Annotated in this window: 13 protein-coding genes; 5 read left to right on the top strand and 8 right to left on the bottom strand. The window is 35.7% G+C overall.

Translation table 11 applies throughout. The annotated features are described in order from the left end of the window. Positions 1-34: 34 nt before the first annotated feature. Positions 35-739, top strand: a complete 705-nt coding sequence (locus MHI57_RS19995; protein WP_322910087.1) for a polysaccharide deacetylase family protein — start codon at positions 35-37, stop codon at positions 737-739. Between the two features lie 185 nt (positions 740-924). On the opposite strand, the gene MHI57_RS19990 is transcribed toward MHI57_RS19995, so the two are convergent. From MHI57_RS19990 to MHI57_RS19980, 3 genes are all read right to left on the bottom strand, one after another. Further along, positions 925-1,881, bottom strand: a complete 957-nt coding sequence (locus MHI57_RS19990) for a hypothetical protein (RefSeq protein ID WP_340978026.1) — start codon at positions 1,879-1,881, stop codon at positions 925-927. Positions 1,882-2,110: 229 nt separating this feature from the next. Beyond that, complete coding sequence (locus MHI57_RS19985; RefSeq protein WP_328198463.1) at positions 2,111-3,028, bottom strand: macrolide 2'-phosphotransferase; 918 nt, start codon at positions 3,026-3,028, stop codon at positions 2,111-2,113. Positions 3,029-3,041: 13 nt separating this feature from the next. Continuing rightward, entirely contained in the window at positions 3,042-4,505 is a 1,464-nt protein-coding gene (locus MHI57_RS19980; RefSeq protein ID WP_307314868.1) for an Msr family ABC-F type ribosomal protection protein, read from the bottom strand. Between the two features lie 390 nt (positions 4,506-4,895). Here MHI57_RS19980 and MHI57_RS19975 point away from each other — a divergent pair, with 390 nt between their 5' ends. Continuing rightward, the gene (locus tag MHI57_RS19975) at positions 4,896-5,279 is read left to right on the top strand and encodes a nuclear transport factor 2 family protein (RefSeq protein WP_307314869.1); all 384 of its coding nucleotides are present in this window, start codon (positions 4,896-4,898) and stop codon (positions 5,277-5,279) included. A 32-nt stretch (positions 5,280-5,311) separates the two neighbouring features. Here MHI57_RS19975 and MHI57_RS19970 read toward each other — a convergent pair whose 3' ends face one another. After that, positions 5,312-5,836, bottom strand: a complete 525-nt coding sequence (locus MHI57_RS19970) for a dihydrofolate reductase family protein (protein WP_307314872.1) — start codon at positions 5,834-5,836, stop codon at positions 5,312-5,314. 174 nt (positions 5,837-6,010) lie between these two features. Here MHI57_RS19970 and MHI57_RS19965 point away from each other — a divergent pair, with 174 nt between their 5' ends. The 3 genes from MHI57_RS19965 to MHI57_RS19955 all read left to right on the top strand — a co-directional run bounded on the left by MHI57_RS19965 (position 6,011) and on the right by MHI57_RS19955 (position 8,565). Further along, on the top strand, positions 6,011-6,424 hold the full coding sequence (locus MHI57_RS19965) for a VOC family protein (RefSeq protein WP_095370479.1): 414 nt from the start codon (positions 6,011-6,013) through the stop codon (positions 6,422-6,424). 418 nt (positions 6,425-6,842) lie between these two features. Further along, positions 6,843-7,373: a TetR/AcrR family transcriptional regulator gene (locus MHI57_RS19960; protein ID WP_307314878.1), complete on the top strand. Its 531-nt coding sequence runs from the start codon at positions 6,843-6,845 to the stop codon at positions 7,371-7,373. A 67-nt stretch (positions 7,374-7,440) separates the two neighbouring features. Beyond that, positions 7,441-8,565 carry an MFS transporter gene (locus tag MHI57_RS19955; protein WP_340978023.1) on the top strand — a complete coding sequence of 375 codons (1,125 nt, stop codon included), beginning with the start codon at positions 7,441-7,443 and terminating at the stop codon, positions 8,563-8,565. A gap of 687 nt (positions 8,566-9,252) precedes the next feature. Here the strand turns inward: MHI57_RS19955 and MHI57_RS19950 are convergent. The 4 genes from MHI57_RS19950 to MHI57_RS19935 form a co-directional block, all read right to left on the bottom strand. Then, positions 9,253-9,630, bottom strand: a complete 378-nt coding sequence (locus tag MHI57_RS19950; protein WP_322910092.1) for a hypothetical protein — start codon at positions 9,628-9,630, stop codon at positions 9,253-9,255. Between the two features lie 43 nt (positions 9,631-9,673). Next, positions 9,674-10,369, bottom strand: coding sequence for a hypothetical protein (locus tag MHI57_RS19945; protein ID WP_340978021.1), 696 nt, complete (start codon positions 10,367-10,369; stop codon positions 9,674-9,676). A 109-nt stretch (positions 10,370-10,478) separates the two neighbouring features. Next, complete coding sequence (locus tag MHI57_RS19940) at positions 10,479-10,721, bottom strand: hypothetical protein (protein ID WP_322910094.1); 243 nt, start codon at positions 10,719-10,721, stop codon at positions 10,479-10,481. Between the two features lie 29 nt (positions 10,722-10,750). Next, positions 10,751-11,383: an HNH endonuclease family protein gene (locus MHI57_RS19935; RefSeq protein WP_340978019.1), complete on the bottom strand. Its 633-nt coding sequence runs from the start codon at positions 11,381-11,383 to the stop codon at positions 10,751-10,753. Positions 11,384-11,860: the final 477 nt, after the last annotated feature.

Raw genomic sequence — 11,860 nt, 5'->3', positions numbered from 1 at the left:
ACTAATGAAATCTAAAATGTGAGGAAATAGTAATGTGAGAAAAAAAACATATCTTAAAATCCTTTTGTCGTTACTGTTACTTTGTTTGCTTTTATTCGGTAGCTATGAATTAATGAATGCAAGATCATATCAATTATTCGGAAACATAACAAATAGCATTGAAACCGATGAAAAAGTAGTTGCTCTTACTTTCGATGATGGTCCAACTAAAAATGTGGAACAGGTTCTTCACTTATTGGAACAATACAATGCAAAGGCCACTTTCTTTCTGATTGGTCAAGATATAGAGAAGTTTCCCGAAGAAACGAAAGCAATTATTGAAGCTGATCATCAAGTTGGTAATCATACATTTTCACATGCAAGAATGATTTTCAAGTCACCGACATTTATTAAAGAGGAAATTGATAAAACCGATGAACTCATCCATGAAGCGGGATATAAAGGCGAGATAGACTTTAGACCACCAAACGGCAAAAAATTAGTATTCTTACCTTATTATCTCAAGCAACAAGAAAAAGAAACGATTACATGGAATATTGAACCTGATACTTTTTTCACTACACCAGAGGAAAAAATCGACTATGTATTAGAAGCAATCCACCCTGGTTCTATTATTCTCCTTCATCCAATGTATGATCAATCTGGTGACGAACTTCAAGTGATCGAAGAAATTTTAAAAGCTTTAACGAAAGAAGGCTATCGATTTATTACTGTCGATGACCTACAAGCATTGGAATAAAAATCATAAACCTTTCGCTTCAAGGAGTTTTTTCACCTTTCATTCTATCTATTAAAAAACTTGTACTAAAATAAAGGGCTGGTATACCAATGACTAGATAAAGCCAGCTCTTTGGCATCAAAAGGTTATAGAAATAACTAAATAATACAACCCAGCTAAATAAAATAATAAAATAAGCTAACTTTTTAAAGACTGTTCTTACCTCCTGTCCTTAACCCTTTCAACATATCTGTATGTTGACAATATAGCTTTCTCCCATATTGACAGATTTCCTTATAATGTATATTCAACCATTTATCCATATCTTTTTGTTCATTTTTCTTGAAAAAGAATGTAGATAGTTGCTGCATGATTTGGTAAGATGCATAGTTATGTGGAATATCATTATTTATGGCTTGATGGATTAACCTTTCTAGCAAACGATGGTCTGAGTAATAGATGAGCTCGATTAATTTTGCGCGATACTCCAGCTCCTTCCCGCTTAAATTCGGATAATGTTTATAATCGTTGATATGTTGAGCTTCATGCTTTAAAAATGAAACGAGGTACTGATCTTCATTTAAATATTCTCTATAGCGAGGAAGTATACAATAGATCCCTTCCTTCGATGCCCATCCACCTGCTCCTATTTCTCCAAAAGTGGCATAGTCTAGCCAACCCAGCATCAAAAAATCATCGAGGAAAAATACTTGAACCGTTTCTATTTCATTTAAAAGTTCAACATCTACCTTTTTACTTTCTGTAGTTTGCCAAATATATGGACCATAATGTGGAAATGTCCTTCCTCCGACGAATGAATAGCCTTTCTCTTTAAATATTTGTCTCAGCTCTTCTTCTATTTCTTCCATCGACTGAGCATGGCTAAATGTTGATTTACCTAAACCTATTAATAGATCACTTTCCGCTTGAGAAACATCTTTTCTCCTAGTTAAAACATCTATAAAATAGCTGTGATAACAATTAACTACATTTGCTATCCACTTATCAACATGTTGAAAAGGTTCATTCTTCTGAAAGAAGCGCTGTTGATAACTTTTCAACATGGCTTCCTCTTCTGCAGTACGATGCTCCTTTCTTATTAATTGTTGATAGATTTGTGTGATCTCGCCCTGAATACAGAGTTGATAGAGTAAATGTGCCACCCGAAAAACCTCCATTTGCTGTTCTTCCTATGTGGGATTCGACATTATTCTTCTATTACCTTCATTATTCTTAATGGTTCAGTTCAACTATGGATCACCTACGGATAATCGTCGTATGTTGCTTCACCCTGTTTTCAAATGACGATTGTAGATTTCAAACGAATGATAGTAAAAACAAACGAGCAAATCTTTTCACAGTCTTTGCTCGCTTGTTGAGTATCTCTAGGATTTATTTGCTGCTCTCCTCATTATCCCCATCTACACCAAGCATCGTTTTTGCCATCTTCTCCATTTCCTCCAAGCCAGAGAGTTGAGCAAATTCAGCTACTCCAACGGCTGCTGCACTGACAAGTTCGATGATATGCTCTTTCATAAATGGCCATGTCCTGCCGCCCGCTTTTTCATAAGCTGAGATGACTGCATCTAACCCCTCTTCTCCAAAAATTAAATAATGAGAAGTAAAGTCTATAGATACATCACCGACAGCTACTTCAGTCCAGTCTATCAATCCTGTTACCTCTTTCTCTTTATTCACAAGAATATGCCCTGGATGCACGTCACCGTGAAGCAATCCTGTATGATTGGGCCATAGGCGATCATTCGCCAACCACTTCTGCCAACGTCTCCAAAGTTCATCGCTTACCCCATAAATCTCCTTTACCTTATTCATTCTTGAACTCATTTCCTCTTTTGCTTGGGAACTATTAAAAATTTTAATACCAATATCTTTCACATAGGGGATCGGCGTTCGGTGAAGTTCTGCCAGTATTTCACCTAACGTTGCGTGATACCTTGTCAAATCACTTTCCTTATCGAAGCTCCAAACATAGTTTTGTATCTCATGATCGATTGTGCCAGCTGGTATACCGTCTAATTGTTTGTAGGCCATACAATCATTCGTAAAAACCTCCCAATGCGGTGCTTTAATGCTCGTATGTTTATAAAGTACTTCAAGTACCGCATGCTCCTGTTTTGAACGAGTCATTGAATCTTCACGGCGTGGTATACGTAATATCCACTGATTATTTTCCTTATCCACAACATGTGCAACTAAGAAATCCATACCTGATTCATTTATTTTAATTTCTTCCTCATCAATCATTAATCCATGTTTGTTAGCTAGTCTTTTCACTTCTTTTTTATCCATTTTTATCTCTCCTTTATTTCACTTGTTTTATTTGTTGCTCTTCAATTTTAAAAATATGATCCGCCACTCTTTTCACGAAAGTTCGGTCATGACTTACCAGCAGTACAGTCCCTTCATATGCATGAAGAAAACTTTCCAATGCTTGTATGGCTCTTATATCTAGAAAATTGGTTGGTTCATCTAAGATGAGTACATTATTACTTCCTAAAAATAGCTGACATAATACAAGTCTGGTTGATTCTCCACCACTTAAGGTCATTACCGATTTCTGCAAGTCATTCCCTTCAAAACCCATAGAATGAAGGACTGTACGAACTTTACTTTCAGCATATACACTGTTTTCATTCATAAATGCTAAAACCGTTTGTACACCTTCTAATAAATAATTATGCTGATGATAAACACCAAATGATACATTAGGAGATAGAACTATTCCATCCCCATTGGAGACGATATGTTTAAGTAAAACCGTTTTACCGGAACCATTCCTTCCCTCAATGGCAATGATCTTTCTTAATGGGAACTGGAAACTGGCATGTGTTAATAATCGTTTGCCATCAACAGATAAAGAGACTCTATCTCCCATTATTGGGTATTTATTATGCATTTGAAGAATTTTTGATTGTGGGAAGTGGTGCACACGATCAACTTCCGGTGTCTTTACCTCTCCTAACTGATCTATTCTTTGTTCTATTGCCTTCGCCTGACGATGAATGTTCCTTTGACTTGTATCTTTTGATTTCGTCATGAACATTCGGTTCGCTTTTGCTTTTGCCTCTTTTTTCGACATTGAACGATTGGCTTGATTCACTTTTTCTGCTTGCTTCATTTTTTCATCCGCTGCTTGAATTAATCTTTGTTTTTCTTTCTTATATTGTTCAAATGCTTGAATATGCTGATTGTGAGCTAGTTGTTTCTGTGACTCATAGTCAGAATAGTTGCCCACATATTCTGTTACGTGTCCATCTTCAACTTCCCATATTTTTGTTACCAATTGATCGAGCAAGTATCTATCATGACTAATAATAATGAGCGAACCGTAATAATACATAAGCTCATCTATTAAAAAATCTATGCCTTCACTATCCAGATGGGTTGTCGGTTCGTCGATAAGCAATCCTTCATAATAGGTGGAAAAAAGTTGAGCAAGTTTTAATCGTGTCTGTTCACCACCACTTAAATGATTCACATCCTCATTTGGTACGGATAACCTTGATAATAACTCTCCGTCTGCTTGCCTTGTTTCCGGCACTTCTTTTTGCTCAAAGTAGCCAAAGTCAATCTGTTTACTCACACTTCCTTTTAAAGGATAGATATCCCCATACATAAGCTTTAATAGGGTCGTTTTACCACTACCATTCTTCCCAACAATCCCAATTCGATCATACTGGTAGACTGATAAGTAAGGAATCTCTAAAATAATACGATCTAGATATGTCACCTCAATATTTTTTATTTCTAATGTTAATTGTCCCACGCTGCCACTTCCTTTAGTTGAGTGATTAAAGGAATGTGATCATAAAAAAACACAGACGCGCTCGGTTGTCTGTGTTTAGGGTAAACGTATATGGTGGTATTTGTTTTAGAGATAACAAAAAAACACAGACAATCTGCGTTTTCTGTTCGAAATTATCACGATGAAAACCATTAAAAATGTGCAGACTACTCCCGTTTACCCTGTTTATGAAAACAGAGCCTTTGAACATTATTCAATTAGCTGTTCAAAGTAACGTGGCGTAATCTCATACTTGCAGTCATTTTTAATGATCCTCCCTTCTTTTATTAATAATAACTATATTATGTTCTCCATAGATTTGTCAATCAGACAAAAAATCCGGTAAGATACATAAAAAGGAGTGAAAGTATAATGGACTTTACCTTTACTTACCCAAAAGATTGTAGCAATGCACCAAAAAAAGAGACGATTAAAGAAATGATACATGCTTTTGCTCGTAAAGATCCCTCCCAAGGTTCTCACTATTTGTCAGAGGATATCCAATGGCAACGAGTGAACCATCAGTCAATCATTGGCAAAGAGAGCCTATTTCATTTCTTTGCTAACACTGAAAATAATCATGTTTTATCTCTACATATTGAGCGAATTATCACCCATGGAAAACTTGCGTCAGCGGATGGCACTTATACTATGTCAGATGGTTCAACATTTTCTTTTTGCCATATCATTACCTTCACAAGTGCCGGAAAAAATACAATTAATACTGTCAAAACCTTTTTAATTAAACACGATTGAATGATTTTGACAGAACATTAATTCTCGAAACATTACCTTTCCACAACATAATGTAATTCAACAAATTGATTAAAGGTTCTCGTGCTTATTAAAGAAAGATTGAATTGATAATCACCTGCCTTAAAAAGGGGAATGCCCTCACCAATGATTCTTGGTGCAACAGTAACAATCATTTCATCTATAAGATTTTCCTGTAAGAATGTATAAAGTAAGTCACCCCCACCGATTAGCCATATGCTTTTTCCCTCACCATTTTTCAAATGATTTGTAAATGCTTTAATATCTGGATGAATAAATTTCACATATTCCGTATCTTCATTCACTGATCGGGAGAACACAAAACATTCCTTATCCTTGTATGGAAATTCTCCCTTTTCTTGTTCCATTACCCAATCATACGTACGCTTTCCTATTAAGATTGTATCCACACCGTTGATAAACTCACCGTAGCCATTATCTCCTTCTGACTCCACACTAAATAACCAATCTAGTGAATCTTCTTTTGTTGCGATATAACCATCTAAACTTTGAGCAATATATAGTACTACTTTTCTCATCATAATCCTCCTAAAAAGAACAATTGTTCGTATATTTTAACATACATCTTCATTCATATCATCTACACCGAATAGATAATCATACATATTTAAATCAATTGATATTTAAAAATTTAAAATATTTCACTTTTTGTATTATTATTATAATTAAGCCAATTTTTTAGGAGGAAACCTATGTTTAAAGTCGGTAGCATTTTTATTCCTGTGTCAGATATTGAAAAATCTTCTTCATGGTACGTAAAATACTTAGGTGCGACGAAAATTGACGTTTGGGAAGGGGGCGCGGGATTTTATTTACCTACTGGGTCAACTCAGTTAGCTTTAATCAAAGTGAATCGTCCACAACCGACGGAATTCACTATACAAGATAACCAAAAAAACGCCTATTATAATTTTGTCGTGGATAACATCGTAACAGTTCATCAGTATTTTAATAAAAATGGAGTCATAACGACTGATATTCAACATATGGGAGAGATGGCGTTCTTCGATTTTTTCGATATAGATGGTAATCCATTTAGTGTAGTAAATGAAGTAAAAGATTCACCGTATCATTCAGAGAATGTAAAAAGAATGCAAGAAAAGTAAGAAGGAAAAGAGGTTAGGATATCAGTATGCTAGCTAAGGATTTATCGAATGATTAGGTATATCTAACAGCTAATCATTCGGGTTTTTTGTAATTTATCTTTTTATATGAAGTAAATAGTGGACCGGAGCGGAAGACACTCGACTCCTGTGGGAAATAGAGGGGGAGCTTGTGATCCCGCAGGTAATGCCCTAGGAGGCTCAAGCCCCTCCCCGCGGGAAGCAAGTGTACGCGAGGGCAATGGAATTTTTGGTAAAAGGAGTTTTATAAATCATAATTTGTAATTGTTCGTTTTTGATTTTAGCTCATTTTGTTATGTTCCTACCTCCTTTATCCAAACGAATCAGCTTAATTGAAAAACCCCTTTTAATGGTTTACTATTTATATAATGAACGTTATATCTAAAGGATGTGTGGGTAAATGAGTAAAAAGAAAGAGCAATTACTTGAAAAATCAGAGAAATTATTTGATCAGCACGGCTTTCATACAGTTGGCTTAAAACAAATTATTAAAGAATCTAATGTAGCTCTTATGACAATGTACAACCACTTTGCATCGAAAGAAGCGCTTATTTTAGAAGTATTACGTAGAAGAGAAGAAAGATATTTTGACATTTTAGAAAATGCCATATCCAATCAGGGCAACTTAGCTATTCGATTAGCCGAGGCACACATCAATTGGTTAAGAATAAACGGTTCAAATGGTTGTATGTTTCTGCGGGCTAAAGAGGAGTATTCTTTAGAACCTTCATTTAATGGTGAGATTGTCAGTTTTACCGAACAACATAAAAGACGGCTCATTGATTTTTTCACAAGTAAAGGATTGAATAGCAACGAGGCACTAAGGCTTGAATTGTTATTTGAAGGAGCTACCGCTTTGGCAGAAGTATTTGCTATAGAGACTGTAGCAACAGAATTTCATCATTCAGTATCGAGTTTGTTTTCGGAATAGAGGGTCTCGCTCTTTATTTCAAGAAAATATAATGAACGTTATATCTATTTGAATGAGGTGAATAAACATGAGAAAAGTAATACTACCTGGATTAGCAATGATTGCTGTCACATATGCACTTGCCCGCTTAAGTTATGGCTTATTTCTCCCAAATATCTCGAATACATTGGGCATGAGTGAAGGTGAAGCTGGGCTAGGGAGTTCCATTGCATTTATCGCCTATGCACTTGCTTTATTACTTTCAGCCTTATTGATTAAACATTTTGGCTACCGGAAAGTGAATCTCTTTGCTGGTTTTACAGCCGTTTTTGGACTACTAGGGATGGCTAGTGCGCCATCTATTTTATACTTAAATATAAGCCTATTTATAGCTGGTTTAGGTAGTGGATTAGCTTCTCCAGCATTAAGTCAAATGGTGCAAAACACTTTATCAAAAGAAAAGCTCGACCAAGGAAACACATGGATCAATAGTGGAACCAGCTTTGGTATTATTTTGACCGGACCCATCGTTATTTTATTGACTGATCATTGGCGATTAGCTTACTTACTATTTGCTGTTATTGCTGCTCTTGTATTGATTTGGAATCATTTTTCTCTTCCTCCTGATGAGAAAAAGGAATCGGTATCAGATAACAATATTAAATATCTATCTGCTATAAAAACAGCTAAATATTTATTAGTTGCTTCCCTTTTAATCGGCGGAAGTTCTTCAATTTACTGGACTTTTTCAAGAAGCTTCATAACTTCAAGCTATGGACTAGGAATCAATGAAAGTGTGATATTCTGGATGATCATAGGATTGGCTGGCATACTTGGAGGCGTTTCAGGAAACTTTATTCAAAAACTGGGATTGTCCCTGTCTTACCGATTACTTGTCTTTTTACTAGCAACGTCTATCTTTCTATTAACAATTCCAAGCGCTGTGGCTATTTACCTATCAGCTTTTCTATTTGGCAGTACCTACGTTTTCCTCACGGGACTATGTATTGTCTGGGCCACGAGGATTTTTCCCGTTTTGCCGGCTTTAGGAGTAAGTTTATCCTTTTTCGCACTGGGAATCGGGCAATCATTAGGTTCCTATCTCGCCGGTATATCCATTGAAATGACTTCCTATCCTTTTAGTTTCAACATATTTGCCGCCTTTTGCTTAGTCGCTTTGTTTGTCACAACGAAGAAGAAGTCAACGTCATGAGTAGGATCTGCTTTTTCATAGGTAATCACCGCTACACGAAATAAAGAATAAGCATCAGTTATTGTTGCCTCAAACAATAACTGATGCTTATTCTTTGTTCAGAACTTTCATTCAATTCTAGAGTTGCTTAGTTAGGATGGATGTTACCATTCACACTATCCACTTTTAAACTCGCTACCCTTTGTCCCTTAGATTCTTCCAATAAGCATTCCTTATAAATTGGGTTATTTTTAAATTGTTCTAAGACTCTATGAAAATCTTTCTCCTGCTCGTATTCTATACACTCAACTAATTGCTCACTGTTGTTGGTTATTTTTATCGTATGCATACTCTTTGTTGTTTCCCCCACCTATTCTTATTTATTAATATTTATACTATTAAACTGTATATTTTCGTTTCCTCCTTATACAGTAACACATTCAACTTTTACTTTGAATGACATTTATAAAACAATCTTAACATTAATTTTAACAAAATTAATCAACTAACGTCAAAATGCATATAATGAATGATTATACAAAGATTACTGGATTACTCTAACCCTTAAAAATCCTCCACAATAAAATGTAGAAGTAAGGCGACCTGATTAATCTAGTGATTAGTTGTCCATTTACTATGATTATTTCTGCCATCCGCAAAAAAAACCTATTATCCATGAAGGTAATAGGTTATCTCTAACAAGTTATTTTATTCTTCTTCTTCTTCGACAACTACCTCATGTTCACCTATATAAATGGGGCCATTGGCATGATCAATTCTAATCGGCCATTCATAAGGAACAGCCAGTCTTTTTGCTACTGTTCTCCAAAACTTTGTTGAATCTCTTTCGAACTCTTGGAAATCTTGCAATAATTCTTTATAAGAAGAACCATCGAACTGTACATACATCTCTTGTAATCTCATAAAAGCCATATGACGTATTTCTAATTCGGCTGCTTGCTCCATTTCTTCTTCTGTTGCTTCAGCAATAATCGTACCTGGAGGGGGTAATATGGTATAAATATTATCTATTTCCACTTCTTGGTCAACTGTTTCTACGTTTTTATTACGATTACGGTTAAACATAAGCATCTTCTCCTATTATCTATTATCTATTATCTCATTCATATTAGCTTAAATTAGAAACAATTGGAAGTGGAATTTTATTACGATACACTTCTAATCCAACTACATCATTCGAATTTTCATTTACCCAAAGAACGAGATCTCCAGCCATTCTACTAAATGTGCGAATAGTATAAGATGTGATTAACTCATCCTCTAGTTGCCAACCAGTAGGCTGAAGGAGAATCGATTCCTGTTGAACAAAAAAGGTTGCATGAAAAAAGGAGAAAACTTCTTCCGTTTCTCTTGAGCTTAATTGTGCGATTTTCTCTTTATTGATGAGATAATATTTTATTTTTTGTGGTGTATCTGAGAGTTTTATTCGTTTTCTTCTATATAAATCTTGGATAGCCGGATACCCATTCTTTTGGAGATGCTTTTCTATAATGATCCTTGATTCTGGTTTCAAATGAAATAAATTCATTTCCTTTACCCGTCCAGCAATAATGGTTTCTTTTATTTCCTCATAATGAGGAGCAGCCATCTCCATCACAAGCAATCTCGCCTGTTCATCAGGTATTGGATAGACCATCATACTAGACTCTTCATTAATGATATCCACGGCGGCGAATAACTGACAAACAGCACTCATCGTTTTCGGACTTTTCTTTACAATTATTTTCCTCATTCTGAAATCTTTTATTTCTCCCTTATCTATTGAACAAGGATGTCCTTCTATTTCAGTTAGCAAATTAAACATCGGTACTCCTTTCCATGGTTTATTGAATATGGCTATCCTTCAATTTAATTAAAGCTTGAATACCTTCACGCCGACTTCCACATTCAAGAACGCCACATTACATTTATGATTATTGCCTGTTTAATACTGCAATTAACATCCGGTGTATCACATCATGGTCCCGAGTGTCATGTAACTGATAGTTTCCCCCTGGAAGTGTGTACCATTCATCCGCATCTACATAAGTAATCGCAAGAGTGAGGTTACCTTCTTTGTCAGATGTCGTTCGTAATTCAAGATCCCCACTGATGACACCAACCTCAGTAGTCATAACACCATGAGTTGCCTTAAACACAGATGAGATTGTATCCATTTAATTGACTCCTTTCATTGGTTGATTGTTTAATAGGAGCAACTATTGAGCATTCCTTGAAGAGCTGTTTTTTCAGAACTCTGCAAATGCAAACTCCAATTGTATTTTGTATTGATCCACATTTTAGCATAAGCACAATTTGCACCTGCACGAGGTGGTTGCCATGTGGATGGATCTTGGTCACCTTTGGAACGATTGGAGCTGGCTGATACTGCGATGAGTTGTGGTCCATTGAGGTCATTGGCGAAGTCCTCTCTTTTAGCAGTTGACCAACTGCTTGCCCCAGAACGCCATGCTTCTGCGAGTGGAACGACATGGTCAATATCTAATTGTGAGGGGTCATTGAAAGTGATGCCATCATAATAGCTATACCATTTACCTGAAGTCACTGGACAATTACCACTATAATTGTCGGCATCACGCTTAAGGATTACTTGTCTTGTATCACAACCATCCCCTTGACTAATCCAGTGAGGGAATTTTTCTCGACTATAGCCACTCATGGATCCCTCATTTTGTACATTTAACGAATTAAGTTGTGCTTGGGTAGTAGATTTGGATGGCAAATCTGGAGGCAAAGCAGAAGCAGGTAAGAAATCATACTGAAAAACAAGCAATGATAAAACAAGAGACAAAGAGAACAGCAACGACTTTTTCAACATAGAATTCCTCCTCATTATAATGGTTGTCTATATCAACACTCTAATAAGAGCTGCTAATACCAATCTTAGATAGGACTTTCTATGAGTTTTAGCAAGCAATAATCACTTTGAAATAATTATGTATCTACTTATTTATGGTATATCATAATTAACATCAATTGAAGTTACAATATTATTAATATTTTGTTAATTGGACTTCTTTGAAGACTACATACTAGAGTTGAAAGATGTGCTTCTTCGAAAGATAATAAGCAAATTAGAATGATGTGTGGGGAAATAGGGGTATGTCATGTTGACACACAAAATCCACAAGAAAAGCAGTTGAATATATGGTATAAATCCCCGGAGAACCAAATCTTTTTGTTCTTCCTTATTAAAATTGGGGTCGATAGGTTATCATTTATATGAGAGCATTGGTTTCTCTTTATACAACTCCCTCACCCCTTCCTATTTTTTCAAACATAAATGCCGTAATCT

The sequence above is a fragment of the Cytobacillus sp. FSL K6-0129 genome, from assembly GCF_038007625.1.
Classification (GTDB): Bacteria; Bacillota; Bacilli; order Bacillales; family Cytobacillaceae; genus Cytobacillus; species Cytobacillus kochii.
This window is presented reverse-complemented; position numbering and strand designations above follow the sequence as displayed.

Coding starts and splice junctions, on each gene's coding strand:
- MHI57_RS19985 (WP_328198463.1), bottom strand. CDS start 3,028: ATGGATAAAAAAGAAGTGAAAAGACTAGCTAACAAACATGGATTAATG.
- MHI57_RS19975 (WP_307314869.1), top strand. CDS start 4,896: ATGGACTTTACCTTTACTTACCCAAAAGATTGTAGCAATGCACCAAAA.
- MHI57_RS19970 (WP_307314872.1), bottom strand. CDS start 5,836: ATGAGAAAAGTAGTACTATATATTGCTCAAAGTTTAGATGGTTATATC.
- MHI57_RS19965 (WP_095370479.1), top strand. CDS start 6,011: ATGTTTAAAGTCGGTAGCATTTTTATTCCTGTGTCAGATATTGAAAAA.
- MHI57_RS19960 (WP_307314878.1), top strand. CDS start 6,843: ATGAGTAAAAAGAAAGAGCAATTACTTGAAAAATCAGAGAAATTATTT.
- MHI57_RS19955 (WP_340978023.1), top strand. CDS start 7,441: ATGAGAAAAGTAATACTACCTGGATTAGCAATGATTGCTGTCACATAT.
- MHI57_RS19950 (WP_322910092.1), bottom strand. CDS start 9,630: ATGTTTAACCGTAATCGTAATAAAAACGTAGAAACAGTTGACCAAGAA.
- MHI57_RS19945 (WP_340978021.1), bottom strand. CDS start 10,369: ATGTTTAATTTGCTAACTGAAATAGAAGGACATCCTTGTTCAATAGAT.
- MHI57_RS19940 (WP_322910094.1), bottom strand. CDS start 10,721: ATGGATACAATCTCATCTGTGTTTAAGGCAACTCATGGTGTTATGACT.
- MHI57_RS19935 (WP_340978019.1), bottom strand. CDS start 11,383: ATGTTGAAAAAGTCGTTGCTGTTCTCTTTGTCTCTTGTTTTATCATTG.